This is a genomic window from Escherichia albertii NBRC 107761 = DSM 17582, assembly GCF_000759775.1.
Taxonomy (GTDB): Bacteria; Pseudomonadota; Gammaproteobacteria; order Enterobacterales; family Enterobacteriaceae; genus Escherichia; species Escherichia albertii.
The window spans coordinates 1-20,279 of the sequence record NZ_BBMY01000094.1; the positions used below are offsets into that span (position 1 = coordinate 1).

Below are 20,279 nucleotides of genomic sequence, written 5' to 3' on the forward strand. Positions count from 1 at the left end.
CCTACATAGTGTTATCGGGCAACTCAGGTACTGTTCACCGCAGGGAAAGTCCCCTGGATTAACGGGGAATGCATAAGAGTTAATTCTGCCCTGTACTGTGTTTTCGCTCCTTACCGGCACAGACGGAGCAGAACGGGCCTGTGCCATATATGTTGCGACGGTCTGCAGAAAAGTGCTGCCCCCGTTAAGCTGTATCTCCAGGCCTTCTGCAAGGCGACGATATCTTCCATCCCCAAGACGTTCAAAAAGAGAGCCAGGATGCGCTTCCACGCTAAAACTGTTTACCAAAGGAACATGACGGACCGTCAGACGGCGACTACCCACAATGAGCGTCTCAGCCTGATTGCTTCTTGCGACACCACGTAACGCCTCCACCTCAACTTCAGGCAATGGCCTCCTTTCCGAAAGGTTTAATATTATAGGCATATTATTTTCCTCTACAATCCATTTAGCTGAACCATACTGGCAACAATAATCAACTCACTAAACATGTAATGCAGTTCAAACAATACAGTATCAGTCTTTGATTGAGCGTTATTTTTACATGCCTTTGGGACTAAAGTAAACACAAACATGCAATGTTGTAAATACAGATAAATAATTACTATGCCGGGAATATTTTAGATGTATATTTTAATTCCCTCGTTATCAACTGTCATCAGGAAAAATCCTTCCTGGGGGAGATAGGTAAGGTTATAAAACGATCAGTTAGACAGAAGACTGTCTGTTTCTCAGTTCAAAAAATTAATGGCAATATGCTGGGTTCAGGCCGGAGAATAGGTAAGTATTTTCTTAAAGATATTTTTTACGTCATCAGAAATATAACCCAAATATTAATGTTGGAATGGCATTTAATCCTATTAAATATATTATTGGAAGTGTATGCTAATGAAAGCTTAGTATTGCTATTCGCTTTTGCGAACATTTCCATATTTCGTAATGCTTACTGATACGTAGAGTAAATTATTCCTTTAACGGGTTTATGGCGTGGTCTGATGTTTGGCGCATTTTTCTTTCCTTTGTGCAGACTTCAACTCGCGGGTGGTCAAAACGGAGACACACAAAGGAAGGCATAACATTATAACAACATTAACTAAAACAACCTATGTAGGCGATGTGTGAATCAACGACAATTTTAGTCAATGCCAAACAGAAGGGTGCAATCACCACTTTTTTAGTGTTACCATGATTTTATCAGGTGAGAGACTTGCTCTGTCGGTTTTTCATTTGTGTAGCAGATTGTGTACCAATTTAGCGATTGTTGGCTAGATGGTTACTCAACTTATTGAAAACAAATAAATGTTATCTTTGTATGTGATCTTTCGTGTGGGTCACCACTGCAAATAAGGATATAAAATGCCCGTTATAACTCTTCCTGATGGCAGTCAACGCCATTACGACCACGCTGTAAGCCCCATGGATGTTGCGCTGGACATTGGTCCAGGTCTGGCAAAAGCCTGTATTGCAGGGCGTGTAAATGGCGAACTGGTTGATGCTTGCGATCTGATTGAAAACGATGCACAACTGTCGATCATTACCGCAAAAGACGAAGAAGGTCTGGAGATCATTCGTCACTCCTGCGCGCACCTGTTAGGGCACGCGATTAAACAACTTTGGCCGCATACCAAAATGGCAATCGGCCCGGTTATTGACAACGGTTTCTACTACGACGTTGATCTTGACCGCACGTTAACCCAGGAAGATGTCGAAGCACTCGAGAAGCGGATGCATGAGCTTGCTGAGAAAAACTACGACGTCATTAAGAAGAAAGTCAGCTGGCACGAAGCGCGTGAAACTTTTGTTAAACGCGGCGAGAGCTATAAAGTTTCTATCCTGGACGAAAACATCGCCCATGATGACCAGCCAGGCCTCTATTTCCACGAAGAATATGTCGATATGTGCCGCGGTCCGCATGTACCGAACATGCGTTTCTGCCACCATTTCAAACTGATGAAAACGGCAGGGGCCTACTGGCGCGGCGACAGCAACAATAAAATGTTGCAGCGTATTTACGGGACTGCGTGGGCGGATAAAAAAGCTCTCAACGCTTACCTGCAACGCCTGGAAGAAGCCGCTAAGCGCGACCACCGTAAAATCGGTAAACAGCTTGATCTGTACCATATGCAGGAAGAAGCGCCGGGTATGGTGTTTTGGCACAACGACGGCTGGACAATCTTCCGTGAACTGGAAGTGTTCGTTCGTTCTAAACTGAAAGAGTACCAGTATCAGGAAGTTAAAGGTCCGTTCATGATGGACCGCGTCCTGTGGGAAAAAACCGGTCACTGGGACAACTATAAAGATGCGATGTTCACCACCTCTTCAGAGAACCGTGAATACTGCATTAAGCCGATGAACTGCCCGGGGCACGTACAAATTTTCAACCAGGGGCTGAAGTCTTATCGCGATCTGCCGCTGCGTATGGCTGAGTTTGGTAGCTGCCATCGTAATGAGCCGTCAGGCTCTCTGCATGGCCTGATGCGCGTACGTGGTTTCACCCAGGATGACGCGCATATCTTCTGTACTGAAGAACAAATTCGCGATGAAGTTAACGGATGCATCCGTTTAGTCTATGATATGTACAGCACTTTTGGCTTCGAGAAGATCGTGGTCAAACTTTCCACTCGTCCTGAAAAACGAATTGGCAGCGACGAAATGTGGGATCGTGCTGAGGCGGACCTGGCAGTTGCGCTGGAAGAAAACAACATCCCATTCGAGTATCAACTGGGTGAAGGCGCTTTCTATGGTCCGAAAATTGAATTTACACTGTATGACTGCCTCGATCGTGCATGGCAGTGCGGTACGGTACAGCTGGACTTCTCCTTACCGTCTCGTCTGAGCGCTTCCTATGTAGGCGAAGACAACGAGCGTAAGGTGCCAGTAATGATTCACCGCGCAATTCTTGGGTCGATGGAACGTTTCATCGGCATCCTGACCGAAGAGTTCGCTGGTTTCTTCCCGACCTGGCTTGCGCCGGTTCAGGTGGTTATCATGAACATTACTGATTCTCAGTCTGAATACGTTAACGAATTGACGCAAAAACTATCAAATGCAGGTATTCGTGTTAAAGCAGACTTGAGAAATGAGAAGATTGGCTTTAAAATCCGCGAGCACACTTTGCGTCGTGTCCCATATATGCTGGTCTGTGGTGATAAAGAGGTGGAATCAGGCAAAGTTGCCGTTCGCACCCGCCGTGGTAAGGACCTGGGAAGCATGGACGTCAATGAAGTGATCGAGAAGCTGCAACAAGAGATTCGCAGCCGCAGTCTTAAACAATTGGAGGAATAAGGTATTAAAGGCGGAAAACGAGTTCAAACGGCGCGCCCTAACCGTATTAATGGCGAAATTCGCGCCCAGGAAGTTCGCTTAACAGGTCTGGAAGGCGAGCAGCTTGGTATTGTGAGTCTGAGAGAAGCTCTGGAGAAAGCTGAAGAAGCCGGAGTAGACTTAGTCGAGATCAGCCCTAACGCCGAGCCGCCGGTTTGCCGTATCATGGATTACGGCAAATTCCTCTATGAAAAAAGCAAGTCTTCTAAGGAACAGAAGAAAAAGCAAAAAGTTATCCAGGTTAAGGAAATTAAATTCCGTCCTGGTACAGATGAAGGCGACTATCAGGTAAAACTCCGCAGCCTGATTCGTTTTCTGGAAGATGGCGATAAGGCCAAAATCACACTGCGTTTCCGTGGTCGTGAGATGGCCCACCAGCAAATCGGTATGGAAGTGCTTAACCGCGTGAAAGACGATTTGCAAGAACTGGCAGTGGTCGAATCCTTCCCAACGAAGATCGAAGGCCGTCAGATGATTATGGTGCTCGCTCCTAAGAAGAAACAGTAAGGCCTTCAAGTAGCACTGTCTGTGGAGCCTTTGGGCTTCACAGGTTTTGTTCGCCTTTGTTTCGTTTATTAACAATGCGAAGTGGAAGTTATTAAAATGCCAAAAATTAAGACCGTACGCGGTGCTGCTAAGCGCTTCAAAAAAACCGGTAAAGGTGGTTTTAAGCACAAGCACGCTAACCTGCGTCACATTCTGACCAAAAAAGCGACCAAACGTAAACGTCACCTGCGTCCGAAAGCCATGGTTTCCAAAGGCGATCTGGGTCTGGTAATCGCGTGCCTGCCGTACGCATAAGCCGTTAACGTTTTTAACTTTTTAATTAGAATATAGATACAGGAGAGCACATATGGCTCGCGTAAAACGTGGTGTAATTGCACGCGCACGTCACAAGAAAATCATGAAACAAGCCAAAGGTTACTACGGTGCGCGTTCTCGCGTATATCGTGTTGCCTTCCAGGCTGTTATCAAGGCTGGTCAGTACGCTTATCGTGACCGTCGTCAACGTAAGCGTCAGTTCCGTCAACTGTGGATTGCGCGTATTAACGCAGCAGCACGTCAGAACGGCATTTCTTACAGCAAATTCATCAATGGCCTGAAAAAAGCCTCTGTTGAAATCGACCGTAAGATCCTGGCTGATATCGCTGTATTTGACAAAGTAGCGTTCACCGCTCTGGTTGAAAAAGCGAAAGCAGCTCTGGCATAAGCCAGTTGAAAGAGGGAGCCTGTCTCCCTCTTTTCGTTTCAACACCATCAGAACATTGACTTTTATCGCCATAGCCTTTTCAATAAAGGTCTTTTGAAAAGTACCAAAAGGTAACGCAAGCAATGAATGCTGCTATTTTCCGCTTCTTTTTTTACTTTAGCACCTGACTTCAGGAGGCTAGCGCGTGAGAAGAGAAACGGAAAACAGCGCCTGAAAGCCTCCCAGTGGAGGCTTTTTTTGTATGCGTGTTTTGAAAAATAAAAAGCCTGTCTCATCTGGCGTAATTGTCGTAACCAGACTGGACACGGCCAGCGTGGAGAAACTGGAGCGTATTTAAGTACGTGAGGTTTTCAAGCACTGCCCGGGACCAAAATGGCAAGTAAAATAGCCTGATGGGATGGGCTCTAAGTCCAACGAACCAGTGTCACCACCGACACAATGAGGAAAACCATGTCACATCTCGCAGAACTGGTTGCCAGTGCGAAGGCGGCCATTAGCCAGGCGTCAGATGTTGCCGCGTTAGACAATGTGCGCGTCGAATATTTGGGTAAAAAAGGGCACTTAACCCTTCAGATGACGACTCTGCGTGAGTTGCCGCCAGAAGAGCGTCCGGCAGCTGGTGCGGTTATCAACGAAGCGAAAGAACAAGTTCAGCAAGCGCTGAATGCACGTAAAGCCGAACTGGAAAGTGCGGCGCTAAATGCGCGTCTGGCGGCGGAAACCATTGATGTCTCCCTGCCAGGTCGTCGCATTGAAAACGGCGGTCTGCATCCGGTGACCCGTACCATCGACCGTATCGAAAGTTTCTTCGGTGAGCTTGGCTTTACAGTGGCGACCGGGCCGGAAATCGAAGATGATTATCATAACTTCGATGCGCTGAATATTCCTGGTCACCATCCGGCGCGTGCTGACCACGACACTTTCTGGTTTGATGCTACCCGCCTGCTGCGTACCCAGACCTCTGGCGTACAGATCCGCACTATGAAAGCCCAGCAGCCACCGGTTCGTATTATTGCGCCTGGCCGTGTTTATCGTAACGACTACGACCAGACTCACACGCCGATGTTCCATCAGATGGAAGGTCTGATTGTTGATACCAACATCAGCTTTACCAACCTGAAAGGCACGCTGCACGACTTCCTGCGTAACTTCTTTGAAGAAGACTTGCAGATTCGCTTCCGTCCGTCTTACTTCCCATTCACTGAACCGTCTGCAGAAGTGGACGTCATGGGTAAAAATGGTAAATGGCTGGAAGTGCTGGGCTGCGGGATGGTGCATCCGAACGTGTTGCGTAACGTTGGTATCGATCCAGAAGTGTACTCTGGTTTCGCCTTCGGGATGGGGATGGAGCGTCTGACCATGTTGCGTTACGGCGTCACCGACCTGCGTTCATTCTTCGAAAACGATCTGCGTTTCCTCAAACAGTTTAAATAAGGCAGGAATAGATTATGAAATTCAGTGAACTGTGGTTACGCGAGTGGGTGAACCCGGCGATCGATAGCGATGCGCTGGCGAATCAAATTACCATGGCAGGTCTGGAAGTTGATGGTGTAGAACCGGTTGCCGGTAGCTTCCACGGTGTGGTTGTTGGTGAGGTAGTTGAGTGTGCGCAACATCCGAACGCTGACAAACTGCGTGTGACGAAAGTTAACGTTGGCGGCGAGCGTCTGCTCGATATCGTCTGCGGCGCGTCAAACTGCCGTCAGGGCCTGCGTGTGGCGGTAGCGACCATTGGTGCGGTGCTGCCGGGCGATTTTAAAATTAAAGCGGCAAAATTGCGTGGTGAGCCATCTGAAGGGATGCTGTGCTCTTTCTCCGAGCTGGGCATTTCTGATGATCACAACGGCATTATTGAATTGCCTGCGGATGCGCCGATCGGCACTGACATCCGTGAATACCTGAAACTTGATGACAACACCATCGAAATCAGCGTAACGCCAAACCGTGCTGACTGCTTAGGCATCATTGGTGTTGCGCGTGACGTTGCTGTGCTGAACCAATTGCCGTTGGTTGAACCGGAAATTGTTCCGGTTGGCGCAACCATCGACGATACGCTGCCAATTACAGTAGAAGCGCAGGAAGCCTGCCCACGCTATCTTGGTCGTGTGGTAAAAGGCATTAACGTTAAAGCGCCAACTCCTCTGTGGATGAAAGAAAAACTGCGTCGCTGCGGTATTCGTTCTGTCGATGCAGTGGTTGACGTAACCAACTATGTGCTGCTCGAACTGGGCCAGCCGATGCACGCGTTCGACAAAGATCGCATTGAAGGCGGCATTGTGGTGCGAATGGCGAAAGAGGGTGAAATGCTGGTGCTGCTTGACGGTACTGAAGCGAAGCTGAATGCTGACACTCTGGTCATTGCCGACCACAACAAGGCGCTGGCGATGGGCGGTATCTTCGGTGGCGAACACTCTGGCGTAAATGACGAAACGCAAAACGTTCTGCTGGAATGTGCTTTCTTCAGTCCGCTGTCTATCACCGGTCGTGCTCGTCGTCATGGCCTGCATACCGATGCGTCTCATCGTTACGAGCGTGGTGTTGATCCGGCGTTGCAGCACAAAGCAATGGAGCGTGCGACTCGTCTGCTGATTGACATCTGCGGCGGTGAAGCGGGCCCGGTTATCGATATCACCAATGAAGCCATGTTGCCGAAGCGTGCGACCATTACTCTGCGTCGTAGCAAACTGGATCGTCTGATCGGCCATCATATTGCCGATGAACAGGTGACTGACATTCTGCGTCGTCTCGGCTGTGAAGTGACTGAAGGCAAGGATGAGTGGCAGGCTGTTGCGCCGAGCTGGCGTTTCGATATGGAGATTGAAGAAGATCTGGTCGAAGAAGTGGCGCGAGTCTACGGCTACAACAACATCCCGGATGAGCCGGTACAGGCAAGCCTGATTATGGGCACTCATCGCGAAGCTGACCTTTCGCTCAAGCGCGTGAAAACCCTGCTTAACGACAAAGGTTATCAGGAAGTGATCACCTATAGTTTTGTTGATCCGAAAGTTCAGCAGATGATTCATCCGGGCGTAGAAGCATTGTTGCTGCCAAGTCCGATCTCGGTTGAAATGTCGGCAATGCGTCTTTCGTTGTGGACTGGTTTGCTGGCAACTGTGGTGTATAACCAGAATCGCCAACAAAACCGTGTACGCATTTTCGAAAGCGGTCTGCGCTTCGTTCCAGACACTCAGGCACAGTTGGGCATTCGTCAGGATTTGATGTTAGCCGGTGTGATTTGCGGTAACCGTTACGAAGAACACTGGAACCTGGCAAAAGAGACCGTTGATTTCTATGATTTGAAAGGCGATCTTGAATCCGTTCTCGACCTGACCGGTAAACTGGCCGATGTTGAGTTCCGTGTAGAAGCAAACCCGGCACTGCATCCGGGACAATCTGCGGCGATTTATCTGAAAGGTGAACGTATTGGTTTTATTGGGGTTGTTCACCCTGAACTGGAACGTAAACTGGATCTTAACGGTCGCACTCTGGTCTTTGAACTGGAGTGGAACAAGCTCGCAGACCGCGTGGTGCCTCAGGCGCGCGAGATTTCACGCTTCCCGGCGAACCGTCGTGACATCGCGGTGGTGGTCGCAGAAAACGTTCCCGCAGCGGATATTTTATCCGAATGTAAGAAAGTTGGCGTAAATCAGGTAGTTGGCGTAAACTTATTTGACGTGTACCGTGGTAAGGGTGTTGCGGAGGGGTATAAGAGCCTCGCCATAAGCCTGATCCTGCAAGATACCAGCCGTACACTCGAAGAAGAGGAGATTGCCGCTACCGTCGCCAAATGTGTAGAGGCATTAAAAGAGCGATTCCAGGCATCATTGAGGGATTGAACCTATGGCGCTTACAAAAGCTGAAATGTCAGAATATCTGTTTGATAAGCTTGGGCTTAGCAAGCGGGATGCCAAAGAACTGGTTGAACTGTTTTTCGAAGAGATCCGTCGCGCTCTGGAAAACGGCGAGCAGGTAAAACTCTCTGGTTTTGGTAACTTTGATCTGCGTGATAAGAATCAACGCCCGGGACGTAACCCGAAAACGGGCGAAGATATTCCCATTACAGCACGACGCGTGGTGACTTTCAGACCAGGGCAGAAATTAAAAAGCCGGGTCGAAAACGCCTCGCCTAAAGACGAGTAATCTGATCTAATTAAAAAGGCCGCTTCGCGGCCTTTTTTCTTTTCACTCCAGGATAGTCACCGTAAAATCAACATAATGACTTTGCAGCTGAACGGATACTATGCTGACTTTCGCCCGCCAACAACAGCGACAAAACGTACGCTGGTTATTTAGCCTGTCAGTTCTGATGCTGCTGACACTTCTCCTGAGCCTTTGTGCAGGTGAACAATGGATTTCCCCCACTGACTGGTTTACTCCGCACGGCGAGCTCTTCGTCTGGCAAATTCGTTTACCCCGCACGCTGGCGGTACTCCTGGTCGGCGCGGCCCTGGCGTTGTCTGGCGCAGTTATGCAGGCGCTGTTTGAAAACCCTCTGGCTGAGCCGGGGCTGCTCGGCGTCTCTAATGGCGCAGGTGTTGGACTTATTGCCGCCGTATTGCTGGGACAAGGACAATTACCTAACTGGGCACTGGGACTTTGCGCTATTGCCGGCGCACTCCTCATTACCCTGATTCTTCTGCGTTTCGCCCGCAGGCATCTTTCGACCAGTCGGTTACTGTTGGCAGGCGTTGCGTTAGGGATTATCTGTAGCGCATTAATGACCTGGGCTATCTACTTTTCCACGTCTGTTGACTTACGTCAGTTGATGTACTGGATGATGGGCGGCTTTGGCGGCGTTGACTGGCGGCAAAGTTGGTTGATGGTAGGGCTTGTTCCTGTACTGTTGTGGATCTGTTGTCAATCCAGACCAATGAATATGTTATCGCTTGGCGAGATTTCAGCACGACAACTCGGCTTGCCTCTGTGGTTCTGGCGCAGTGTGTTGGTGGCTGCAACGGGCTGGATGGTGGGTGTTAGCGTGGCGCTGGCGGGCGCTATTGGATTTATTGGTTTGGTTATCCCCCATATTCTGCGCTTATGCGGGTTAACCGATCATCGCGTATTACTTCCTGGTTGTGCACTGGCTGGGGCTACAGCGTTGCTGCTGGCTGATATTGCCGCTCGTCTGGTGCTGGCTTCTGCAGAGCTACCTATTGGCGTAGTTACCGCAACGTTGGGAGCGCCGGTGTTTATCTGGTTGTTGCTAAAAGCGGGACGTTAGCCGCCAAAAGACGGGCTATGATTAAAAACTAAGATTTTTATTGTTCTCATCCAGGAGACATGATGCAAGATTCAATTCTGACAACCGTAGTGAAGACAATTGACGGCGAAGCGACCACGCTGGAGAAATATGCTGGTAATGTGTTGCTGATCGTCAATGTTGCTTCGAAGTGTGGTCTGACGCCGCAATATGAACAGTTAGAGAATATCCAGAAAACCTGGAGTGATCGCGGGTTTGTCGTGTTGGGATTTCCATGCAACCAGTTTCTTGAACAAGAACCTGGCAGCGATGAAGAGATAAAAACTTATTGCACCACAACCTGGGGAGTGACATTCCCGATGTTCAGTAAGATTGAAGTCAATGGCGAAAGGCGGCATCCGTTGTACCAAAAACTGATTGCCGCTGCGCCGACGGCCGTTGCGCCGAAAGAGAGCGGGTTCTATGCAAGAATGGTTAGCAAAGGCCGTGCGCCGTTGTATCCTGGTGATATTTTGTGGAATTTTGAAAAATTTCTGGTGGGGAGAGACGGGAAGGTCATTCAGCGTTTTTCCCCGGATATGACACCAGAAGATCCCATCGTAATAGAAAGCATTAAACTGGCGTTGGCGAAATAATGTCTATTGTGATGCAGTTACAGGATGTGGCGGAATCAACCCGTCTGGGGCCGCTTTCTGGCGAGGTTCGGGCAGGGGAGATCCTACATCTTGTGGGGCCGAACGGCGCGGGCAAAAGCACGTTACTGGCGCGAATGGCCGGAATGACCAGTGGTAAGGGGCGTATTCAATTTGCTGGTCAGCCTCTGGATACCTGGCCCGCAACGAAACTTGCGCTGCATCGCGCTTATCTTTCACAACAGCAAATTCCTCCGTTTGCTATGCCGGTATGGCACTATCTGTCATTGCATCAGCATGATAAAGCGCGTACCGATTTGTTAAATGATGTAGCGGAGGCGTTGGCCCTCGGCGACAAGCTGGGACGTAGTACTAATCAACTCTCCGGTGGCGAGTGGCAACGGGTACGCCTTGCGGCGGTGGTGTTACAAATCATGCCGCAAGCAAATCCCTCGGGACAATTGCTGTTGCTGGATGAGCCGATGAATAGCCTTGATGTTGCCCAACAAAACGCATTAGATAAGATATTGAGCGCGCTTTGTCAGCAAGGACTCGCTATTGTGATGAGCAGCCACGACCTGAATCATACGCTGCGCCATGCGCACCGGGCCTGGCTACTTAAACAAGGAAAACTGCTAGTCAGCGGGCGTCGGGATGAGGTACTGACGCCATCGAATCTGGCCCTGGCTTATGGGATGAACTTCCGTCGTCTGGACATTGAAGGTCATAGAATGCTGATTCCGACGACCTGACATCAATAGCATCTTGAAAATCAGGTAATTTCGACGCTAAATTAGTGCAAGAATAAAAAAACAAACAGAGGAATCGTACGGAATGCGTTTCTGCCTTATTTTAATCACAGCACTGTTTCTGGCAGGGTGTAGCCATCATAAGGCACCACCGCCAAACGCCAGGCTTTCTGACTCAATTACTGTCATTGCCGGTTTGAACGATCAACTACAAAGCTGGCATGGTACACCTTATCGTTATGGCGGAATGAGTCGTAGCGGGGTGGACTGTTCGGGGTTTGTTGTTGTGACGATGCGAGATCGTTTTGATTTACAGCTCCCGCGAGAAACAAAACAACAGGCATCTATTGGCACTGAAATTGATAAAGACGATCTGCTTCCCGGCGACCTGGTCTTTTTCAAGACCGGTTCTGGTCAAAATGGGTTGCATGTGGGGATTTACGACACTAACAACCAATTTATCCATGCATCAACCAGCAAAGGGGTGATGCGCTCCTCTCTCGATAACGTTTACTGGCAGAAAAACTTCTGGCAAGCAAGACGAATATAGTTCCTTTGGAAATGGGCCGTGATGATACATCGCAGCCCATTTTCTTCTGAATAAGGCAAATTTTTATAGATAAAAAACCGAAAACATAATATTGGTTTATAATAAGGATAATCTGAAAAAGGACGCCCTGAAAAAGGGGGTAACAAGGAAAAAATGAAAATTATCCATTCTGCCTTTGTTATGATTTATGACGATATCCTTTTTTGCAGGATAGTAAAAAAATCCTTATAAAAAGGCGATTACCATGAAGGTTTTACTGGAGAGTCTTTATCATTCTGATTACTATTTTCAGCCAATAAGAGATAGTCAGCAACATCTTGTTGGAGTAGAGATAATAACCCATTTTTCCAGCTCAGACAGCAAGGTTCGTATTCCTGCAACGCGAGTGCTGGCGCAATGCTCAGAAGAGCAGCATTGGCAGCTATTCACCGAGCAACTGAAATTACTCGAATCATGCCAGCACTTTTTTATTCAGCACAAAATATTTGCCTGGATTAATTTAACACCACAAGTAACAAAACGCTTATTAAACGGTGATAATAACACAGGCGAATTATCAAAATTTCCTTTTATTGAATTGCTGATAACTGAAAATTATCCACAACTTAATGCGGGAAAAGATAATTGCGAGCTTTTGCACTTATCGCAAATTTATTCACTTGTTTTGGGCAATTTGGGCGCGGGCAACAGTACGATGAACGCGATCTTTGATGGGCTTTTTAGCCGCGTTATGCTGGATAAGAACTTTGTTCAACGGCAAATATCACATTCATCCTTTGCCCCATTTATTCGTGCACTCTGTGCGCAAATTTCACCCTGCTGCAATAGTATCATTGTGTCTGGCATTGACACACCAGAGATGTTGACACAGGTAGCACCGTTTAATTTTCACGCTTTTCAAGGGGGCCTGTGGCCCGCCGTTCCCGTAAGTCAGGTAACAACACTGGTGCAGCGATAACCCTCCTGTTTGCTGGTGTTTAAGACGAGATTAACCGTCTACACTGTCAAACAGGAGGATCTATGACCCTGTCTTTTATTACCCGCTGGCGCGATGAATTGCCGGCAACCTATACCGCACTTTCCCCTACGCCTTTAAATAATGCCCGGCTGATTTGGCATAATGCTGAACTGGCTAACACGCTGGATATCCCATCGTCATTGTTTGAAAACGGCGCAGGTGTTTGGGGCGGTGAAGCATTACTGCCAGGTATGTCACCGTTGGCCCAGGTGTACAGCGGTCATCAGTTTGGCATCTGGGCGGGACAACTGGGGGACGGGCGCGGCATTTTACTCGGCGAACAGCAGCTTGCAGATGGCAGCACAATGGACTGGCATCTGAAAGGCGCGGGGCTAACACCGTATTCACGGATGGGAGATGGACGGGCGGTATTGCGATCGACAATCCGCGAAAGTCTTGCCAGTGAGGCAATGCATCACCTGGGCATTCCGACGACGCGCGCATTGAGCATTGTTACCAGTGATACGCCGGTCTACCGGGAGACGGTCGAATCAGGCGCGATGCTGATGCGCGTGGCGCAAAGCCATTTACGATTTGGTCATTTTGAACATTTTTACTATCGCCGGGAGCCGGAAAAAGTTCGCCAGTGGACTGACTTCGCCATTCGCCATTACTGGCCGCATCTTCTGAATGATGAGGATAAATATCGCCTCTGGTTTACAGATGTTGTCGCGCGTACGGCTTCGTTAATTGCCCGCTGGCAGACGGTCGGCTTTGCTCACGGGGTAATGAATACCGACAACATGTCTCTTCTCGGGCTGACGCTCGATTACGGGCCGTTTGGTTTTCTTGATGATTATGAGTCGGGTTTTATTTGTAATCACTCTGATCACCAGGGGCGTTATAGCTTTGATAATCAACCTGCCGTAGCGTTGTGGAATTTACAGCGTCTGGCGCAGACATTGTCGCCGTTTATTGCCGTCGATGCGTTGAATGAGGCGCTGGACAGCTATCAACAAGTCTTGTTAAGCCATTATGGGCAACGTATGCGCCAGAAGCTGGGGTTCATGACGGCACAAAAAGAGGACAATACGCTGCTTAATGAATTATTCAGCTTGATGGCGCGCGAACGTAGCGACTATACCCGCACGTTTCGTATGCTGAGTCAGACTGAACAGCGCAGCGCGGCTTCACCGTTACGTGATGAGTTTATTGACCGCGCAGCGTTTGATAACTGGTTTGCACGTTATCGGGCGCGTTTACAGCAGGATGACGTTGGCGATAGTGAACGACGGCAACGTATGCTGAACGTTAATCCGGCGCTGGTGTTGCGCAACTGGCTGGCGCAACGGGCTATCGAGGCGGCTGAACAGGGCGATATGACGGAATTACACCGCCTGCATGAGGCGCTGCGTAATCCTTTCAGCGATCGTGATGACGATTATGTCTGTCGTCCACCGGATTGGGGCAAACAACTGGAAGTCAGTTGTTCGAGTTAACATTGTCTGAGTTGCCCATTCCTGTGGGAATGGGCAATCACCTAGAAACGAGTATCCACCGCAGCGGCGAGTTTTTCGACCAGGCTTTCAGTATCTTCCCAACCTAAGCACGGATCGGTGATCGACTGACCATAGGTGAGCGGGGTTCCGCTGACGATTTTTTGCGTGCCTTCGCGCAGGAAACTTTCCGCCATAATTCCGGCAATCGCCGTGGAGCCATTGCGGATTTGTTGGCAAACATCTTCACAGACTTCTAACTGACGACGATGCTGCTTCTGGCAGTTGCCGTGGCTGAAATCCACTACCAGATGTTCAGGTAAATCAAATTCATGCAACGTATCACAGGCAGCGGCGATATCATCGGCGTGGTAGTTTGGTTTTTTGCCGCCACGCATAATAATGTGACCATACGGGTTGCCGCTGGTCTGGTAGATGGTCATCTGGCCGTTTTTATCCGGCGAAAGGAACATATGGCTGGCGCGGGCAGCGCGGATAGCATCCACGGCAATCCGTGTGTTGCCGTCGGTACCATTTTTAAAACCTACCGGGCAGGAGAGCGCCGAAGCCATCTCACGGTGGATCTGGCTTTCGGTTGTACGCGCGCCAATCGCTCCCCAACTAATTAGATCGGCAATAAACTGACCGGTCACCATATCGAGAAACTCAGTCGCGGTGGGCACGCCCAGCTCATTCACCTGCAACAGTAACTTACGCGCCAGTTCCAGACCGTGATTTACGCGATAGCTGCCGTTTAAATCCGGGTCGGAAATTAAACCTTTCCAGCCGACAACGGTACGTGGTTTTTCAAAATAGGTACGCATGACGATTTCCAGTCGTGACTGATACTGGTTTCGCAGCGTCTGCAGACGGCTGGCGTACTCCATTGCGGCGGTTAGATCGTGGATCGAGCAGGGGCCAATAATGACCAACAGTCGCTTATCTTCACCATTCAGTATTTTTTCAATTCTGCGTCGGGAATCGATGACATGCCTGGCAACGCCAGGCGTTACGGGATACCGTAGCGCGAGTTCGGCGGGCGTTACCAGACTCTCGATACGCGCAGTACGGAGTTCGTCAGTTCTGTTCATTACAACTCTCAGAAATTTGTTGCTTCAATGGCAGGGTTGCCAGGAAGTGATGCGCATCACGATAAACCAATCCCTGCTGATTTCAAGAGCGGGGCAGGCAACGCCTTGCGCAATTGGCGGCATAATAACAAAAAGACGAACCCTTATACTAGTTATCTAGTACATTCTTCGATTCAGCCCCATAATATCGAGGATCTTGGTAGCAATCTCTTCTACCGAATAATTGGTACTGTTGATCCACGGGATTTGATTTTTGCGGTACAGCGCTTCTACTTCAGCTACTTCCATTCTGCACTGGCGCAGCGAGGCATAGCGGCTGTTCTCCCTGCGTTCCTCACGAATGGCCGCCAGCCGCTCTGGGTCGATAGTCAGGCCGAACAGTTTATGTTGCAGCGGTTTGAGTGACGCAGGCAGGACCAGATTGTCCATATCGTCGGCAATAAAGGGGTAGTTTGCCGCCCGGATGCCAAACTGCATCGCCAGATACAAACTGGTAGGCGTTTTTCCACAGCGGGAAACACCGAGCAGGATCACCTGAGCCTGATCGAGGTTGCGCAACGAAATTCCATCATCATGGGCGAGGGTATAATCAATTGCCGCTATGCGCGCATCATATTTATTGAGGTTATTGGGATTCAGACCGTGGGTACGGTGGGCGACAGGCGTCGGGTCCAGTTTCATCTCTTGTTGTAATGGTGCAACCAGCGCCTGAACAATATCCTGGCAAAAGCCTTCGCTTTGCAAAATGATGGCGCGAATTTCCGGCAGAACAATAGAGTAGAAGACCAGCGGACGTACGCCCGTCTGCTGGTAAATGGCGTCGATCTGATCTTTTACCGCTCGAGCACGGCTTTCATTTTCGACAAACGGCAGCGTAATGCTGCTGATAGTGACGGGAAATTGCGACATCACTGCATGACCCAAAACCTCCGCAGTAATTGCCGTACCATCAGAAATATAAAATACGTGGCGATCAACAGCATTATCCATTTTGTTCTTCCCGTGATGCAGACATAATTCTATGAAAGCATAAATTAAAAATGTGAAGAAGCGTATATGGAGATGCTTATTTTATAAAATGAACCTGTAATTTTATTTTTTATGAAAACTGCATTTCATTTTTTCACTCCATTTATACCGATGGTTTATGTGGGAATCATCGAAGAGCATGTTTTTGCGCAACGCCATGAGCACGCTTAAAAGATAAAAAAATTATATTTGCTTGAACGATTCACCGTTTTTTTCAGCGGATTAAATATGCCAGGATAAATGCGCAGAAATGTGTTTCTCAAACCGTTCATTTATCACAAAAGGATTGTTCGATGTCCAACAATGGCTCGTCACCGCTGGTGCTTTGGTATAACCAACTCGGCATGAATGATGTAGACAGGGTTGGAGGCAAAAATGCCTCCCTGGGTGAAATGATTACTAACCTTTCCGGGATGGGCGTTTCCGTTCCGAATGGTTTTGCCACAACCGCCGATGCATTCAACCAGTTTCTGGATCAAAGCGGCGTAAACCAGCGCATTTATGAACTGCTGGATAAAACGGATATTGACGATGTAACCCAGCTTGCGAAAGCGGGGGCGCAAATCCGCCAGTGGATTATCGACACTCCCTTCCAGCCTGAGCTGGAAAATGCCATCCGCGAAGCCTATGCACAACTTTCCGCTGATGACGAAAACGCCTCTTTTGCGGTGCGGTCCTCTGCCACTGCGGAAGACATGCCGGACGCTTCCTTTGCCGGTCAGCAGGAAACCTTCCTCAACGTGCAGGGTTTTGATGCTGTTCTCGTGGCGGTGAAACACGTCTTTGCTTCGCTGTTTAACGATCGCGCCATCTCTTATCGCGTTCACCAGGGTTACGACCATCGCGGCGTGGCGCTCTCTGCGGGTGTTCAGTGGATGGTACGTTCCGATCTTGCGTCTTCTGGCGTGATGTTCTCCATTGATACCGAATCCGGCTTCGACCAGGTGGTGTTTATCACTTCCGCATGGGGGCTTGGTGAAATGGTGGTGCAGGGGGCTGTTAACCCGGATGAATTCTACGTCCATAAACCGACGCTGGCGGCGAATCGCCCGGCTATCGTGCGTCGCACCATGGGGTCGAAAAAAATCCGTATGGTATATGCGCCGACCCAGGAACATGGCAAGCAGGTTAAAATCGAAGACGTGCCGCAGGAACAGCGCGATATCTTCTCACTGACCAACGATGAAGTGCAGGAGCTGGCAAAACAGGCCGTACAAATTGAGAAACACTACGGTCGTCCGATGGATATTGAGTGGGCGAAAGATGGTCATACCGGCAAACTGTTTATTGTTCAGGCGCGCCCGGAAACCGTGCGTTCACGCGGCCAGGTTATGGAACGTTATACCCTGCATTCACAGGGTAAGATTATCGCTGAAGGTCGCGCTATCGGTCATCGCATTGGCGCGGGTCCGGTGAAAGTCATCCATGACATCAGCGAAATGAACCGCATCGAACCAGGCGACGTGCTGGTTACTGACATGACCGACCCGGACTGGGAACCGATCATGAAGAAAGCATCTGCCATTGTCACCAATCGTGGCGGTCGTACCTGTCATGCGGCGATCATCGCGCGTGAACTGGGTATTCCGGCGGTGGTTGGCTGTGGTGATGCGACCGAACGGATGAAAGACGGTGAGAACGTCACCGTTTCTTGTGCCGAAGGTGATACCGGCTATGTTTATGCTGAGTTGCTGGAGTTCAGCGTGAAAAGCTCCAGCGTGGAAACCATGCCGGATCTGCCGCTGAAAGTGATGATGAACGTTGGTAACCCGGACCGTGCTTTCGACTTCGCCTGCCTGCCGAACGAAGGCGTGGGGCTGGCACGTCTGGAATTTATCATCAACCGCATGATTGGCGTCCACCCGCGTGCATTACTTGAGTTCGACGATCAGGAACCGCAGTTGCAAAACGAAATTCGCCAGATGATGAAAGGTTTCGATTCTCCGCGTGAGTTTTATGTAGGCCGTCTGACGGAAGGGATCGCGACGCTGGGGGCGGCGTTTTATCCGAAGAGCGTCATTGTTCGTCTCTCTGACTTTAAATCTAATGAATACGCCAACCTCGTCGGCGGCGAGCGTTACGAACCGGATGAAGAAAACCCGATGCTGGGTTTCCGTGGCGCCGGGCGTTACGTTTCTGACAGCTTCCGCGATTGCTTCGCGCTGGAGTGTGAAGCAGTGAAACGCGTGCGCAACGACATGGGGCTGACCAACGTTGAAATCATGATCCCGTTCGTGCGTACTGTTGACCAGGCGAAAGCTGTGGTTGAAGAGCTGGCGCGTCAGGGCTTGAAACGTGGTGAAAATGGACTGAAAATCATCATGATGTGTGAGATCCCGTCCAACGCTTTACTGGCTGAACAGTTCCTCGAATACTTCGACGGTTTCTCAATCGGCTCTAACGACATGACGCAGTTGACGCTCGGTCTGGATCGTGACTCTGGCGTGGTGTCTGAACTGTTCGATGAGCGTAACGATGCCGTGAAAGCACTGCTATCAATGGCGATCCGCACCGCTAAGAAACAGGGTAAATATGTCGGTATTTGTGGTCAGGGACCGTCTGACCATGAAGACTTTGCCGCCTGGCTGATGGAAGAGGGAATCGATAGCTTGTCTCTGAACCCGGATACCGTGGTACAAACCTGGCTGAGTCTGGCTGAATTGAAGAAGTAAAATAAAACCCCGGCGGCGCTCAGTCGCCGGGGTTACGCTATTTTTATAGCGGCTTATTCAGTAGACTCACAATAATCCTGAGTTAATCGGCGAATAATATCTTTCCTTAACAGAAATTTTTGTATTTTACCGGATGCTGTGCGCGGCAGTTTTTCGATTACCACAATATGTTCAGGATATTTATATTTTGCTACCCGTTTACGGCTAAAAAAAGCCACTACATCTTCCAGCGATAATGAATGATGTGGCGATTTCAGCACGATGTAGGCACACGATCGCTCGCCTAACCGTTCATCGGGCATTGCAACCACACAGGCATCATGAATTTTAGGGTGCTGCAATAAAATATCTTCTACTTCACGACTGCTAATATTTTCTCCGCCGCGAACAATAATATCTTTTTTGCGCCCGGTTATTTTGATATAGCCCGCCTCATCCATGCGGCAGAGATCGCCACTGTAATACCAGCCATCGTTATCCAGCGTACGGGCAGTTAATTCTGGTTCATCAAGATAGCCCATAAACACATTCGGGCCGCGCGAAGCCTCTTCGCCTTCACAACCTGGCGGTAAGGTCTTACGCTCATCGTCGACCACTTTGATCTCCACGCCAGCAGCCGCGTAACCATCGGTATGCATAAAGCGTGACAACGGATCATCGAGATTCACTACCGCATGTGGCGAACTTTCTGTTGAGCCATAAACGCTTAACAGTTTGATGCCGCGTTGTTGGCATTCACGCATCACTTTTTGGGGGATCGTGGTCCCGCCGCAAAGGAAGAAGCGTAGAGCAGAAAGGTCTGTGGGCTGTTTTTCCAGCAAATTCAGTAGATCATACACGAACGGCGTTGCGCCAAGCATACAGGTACAACGCTGTTGCTCAAGTAGCGAGAGACAGACTTCAGGCGTGAAGATATCTAACAACAGGCTCTGTGCGCCAAGTAAAAATGGCGCCGTTACGCCATGCAGAAAACCTGTCGCGTGGCCGAGTGGCGCGGGCATCATAAAAACATCCAGCCAGGTCAGATTTAGTCGTGCACAATAAGCTCGCTCGCTGGCCAGGATATTGTTATGCGTCAGCATTACGCCCTTTGGCATACCTTCTGTCCCGGAGGTAAATAGTACTGCCGCTAATTCATCTCCGTGGCTTGATATTGTCGTACTCAGCGGAGCGTTGTCGGTAATAATCTGACTTAACGAGATAGAAGAGGTGGCGGGAGCCAGTTTGTCTACAGCGACAATTTGTTGCAGTTGTGGTAGCTGATTTTGCAGCGGCAGGATTAAATCTACCGGACGTGTTTGTTTAAATAACGTTGGCGCAAAGAACATTTTCGCCTGGCACTTATTGAGCACCCAGATCAGTTGTCAC

18 protein-coding genes, 1 pseudogene and 1 other annotated feature are annotated in these 20,279 nt (G+C 49.4%); of the genes and pseudogenes, 15 read left to right on the top strand and 4 right to left on the bottom strand.

What is annotated here, in order from left to right:
* Positions 1–426, bottom strand: a 426-nt coding sequence (locus tag EA14781_RS15695) for a T3SS effector NleG family protein (RefSeq protein WP_001121605.1), incomplete at its 3' end; no start/stop codon positions are given.
* A 930-nt stretch (positions 427–1,356) separates the two neighbouring features.
* Here EA14781_RS15695 and thrS point away from each other — a divergent pair.
* The 14 genes from thrS (at position 1,357) to selO (ending at position 14,122) form a co-directional block, all read left to right on the top strand.
* Positions 1,357–3,285, top strand: a complete 1,929-nt coding sequence (gene thrS / locus EA14781_RS15700; protein WP_001144207.1) for a threonine--tRNA ligase — start codon at positions 1,357–1,359, stop codon at positions 3,283–3,285.
* Between the two features lie 3 nt (positions 3,286–3,288).
* The gene (gene infC, locus EA14781_RS15705) at positions 3,289–3,831 is read left to right on the top strand and encodes a translation initiation factor IF-3 (RefSeq protein ID WP_032274990.1); all 543 of its coding nucleotides are present in this window, start codon (positions 3,289–3,291) and stop codon (positions 3,829–3,831) included.
* A gap of 96 nt (positions 3,832–3,927) precedes the next feature.
* On the top strand, positions 3,928–4,125 hold the full coding sequence (gene rpmI / locus EA14781_RS15710; RefSeq protein ID WP_001124225.1) for a 50S ribosomal protein L35: 198 nt from the start codon (positions 3,928–3,930) through the stop codon (positions 4,123–4,125).
* Between the two features lie 52 nt (positions 4,126–4,177).
* Entirely contained in the window at positions 4,178–4,534 is a 357-nt protein-coding gene (rplT, locus tag EA14781_RS15715; RefSeq protein ID WP_000124856.1) for a 50S ribosomal protein L20, read from the top strand.
* Positions 4,535–4,650: 116 nt separating this feature from the next.
* Positions 4,651–4,775: a sequence feature (Phe leader region), on the top strand.
* Positions 4,657–4,701 (top strand): pheST operon leader peptide PheM, encoded by a 45-nt coding sequence (pheM, locus tag EA14781_RS25275; protein WP_001386830.1) that lies wholly within the window; start codon positions 4,657–4,659, stop codon positions 4,699–4,701. Its footprint overlaps the feature before it by 45 nt.
* A 209-nt stretch (positions 4,776–4,984) precedes the next feature.
* Positions 4,985–5,968, top strand: coding sequence for a phenylalanine--tRNA ligase subunit alpha (gene pheS / locus EA14781_RS15725; protein WP_000018592.1), 984 nt, complete (start codon positions 4,985–4,987; stop codon positions 5,966–5,968).
* A 14-nt stretch (positions 5,969–5,982) separates the two neighbouring features.
* Positions 5,983–8,370 (top strand): phenylalanine--tRNA ligase subunit beta, encoded by a 2,388-nt coding sequence (pheT, locus tag EA14781_RS15730; RefSeq protein ID WP_000672386.1) that lies wholly within the window; start codon positions 5,983–5,985, stop codon positions 8,368–8,370.
* A gap of 4 nt (positions 8,371–8,374) precedes the next feature.
* Positions 8,375–8,674 (top strand): integration host factor subunit alpha, encoded by a 300-nt coding sequence (ihfA, locus tag EA14781_RS15735; protein WP_001229265.1) that lies wholly within the window; start codon positions 8,375–8,377, stop codon positions 8,672–8,674.
* Positions 8,675–8,774: 100 nt separating this feature from the next.
* A complete protein-coding gene (gene btuC / locus EA14781_RS15740) occupies positions 8,775–9,755 on the top strand; it encodes a vitamin B12 ABC transporter permease BtuC (RefSeq protein ID WP_000954973.1) in 981 nt (326 codons plus the stop codon).
* Between the two features lie 62 nt (positions 9,756–9,817).
* Positions 9,818–10,369 (top strand): bifunctional thioredoxin/glutathione peroxidase, encoded by a 552-nt coding sequence (gene btuE / locus EA14781_RS15745; RefSeq protein ID WP_001154203.1) that lies wholly within the window; start codon positions 9,818–9,820, stop codon positions 10,367–10,369.
* Entirely contained in the window at positions 10,369–11,118 is a 750-nt protein-coding gene (gene btuD, locus EA14781_RS15750) for a vitamin B12 ABC transporter ATP-binding protein BtuD (RefSeq protein ID WP_000029449.1), read from the top strand. Before btuE ends, btuD begins: the two co-directional genes overlap by 1 nt.
* A gap of 82 nt (positions 11,119–11,200) precedes the next feature.
* Complete coding sequence (locus EA14781_RS15755) at positions 11,201–11,665, top strand: C40 family peptidase (RefSeq protein WP_001209772.1); 465 nt, start codon at positions 11,201–11,203, stop codon at positions 11,663–11,665.
* Positions 11,666–11,909: 244 nt separating this feature from the next.
* The gene (locus EA14781_RS15760) at positions 11,910–12,623 is read left to right on the top strand and encodes an EAL domain-containing protein (RefSeq protein ID WP_002462244.1); all 714 of its coding nucleotides are present in this window, start codon (positions 11,910–11,912) and stop codon (positions 12,621–12,623) included.
* A 62-nt stretch (positions 12,624–12,685) separates the two neighbouring features.
* On the top strand, positions 12,686–14,122 hold the full coding sequence (gene selO, locus EA14781_RS15765; RefSeq protein WP_000175582.1) for a protein adenylyltransferase SelO: 1,437 nt from the start codon (positions 12,686–12,688) through the stop codon (positions 14,120–14,122).
* A 41-nt stretch (positions 14,123–14,163) separates the two neighbouring features.
* On the opposite strand, the gene aroH is transcribed toward selO, so the two are convergent.
* Positions 14,164–15,210, bottom strand: coding sequence for a 3-deoxy-7-phosphoheptulonate synthase AroH (gene aroH, locus EA14781_RS15770; protein ID WP_001082208.1), 1,047 nt, complete (start codon positions 15,208–15,210; stop codon positions 14,164–14,166).
* A gap of 156 nt (positions 15,211–15,366) precedes the next feature.
* The gene (gene ppsR / locus EA14781_RS15775) at positions 15,367–16,200 is read right to left on the bottom strand and encodes a posphoenolpyruvate synthetase regulatory kinase/phosphorylase PpsR (protein WP_000368058.1); all 834 of its coding nucleotides are present in this window, start codon (positions 16,198–16,200) and stop codon (positions 15,367–15,369) included.
* 332 nt (positions 16,201–16,532) lie between these two features.
* Between ppsR and ppsA the strand changes: the two genes are divergently transcribed.
* Entirely contained in the window at positions 16,533–18,911 is a 2,379-nt protein-coding gene (ppsA, locus tag EA14781_RS15785; protein ID WP_000069398.1) for a phosphoenolpyruvate synthase, read from the top strand.
* 53 nt (positions 18,912–18,964) lie between these two features.
* On the opposite strand, the pseudogene fadK reads toward ppsA, so the two are convergent.
* A pseudogene (fadK, locus tag EA14781_RS15790) lies at positions 18,965–20,275 on the bottom strand (medium-chain fatty-acid--CoA ligase); the annotation flags it as partial.
* Positions 20,276–20,279 lie beyond the last annotated feature (4 nt).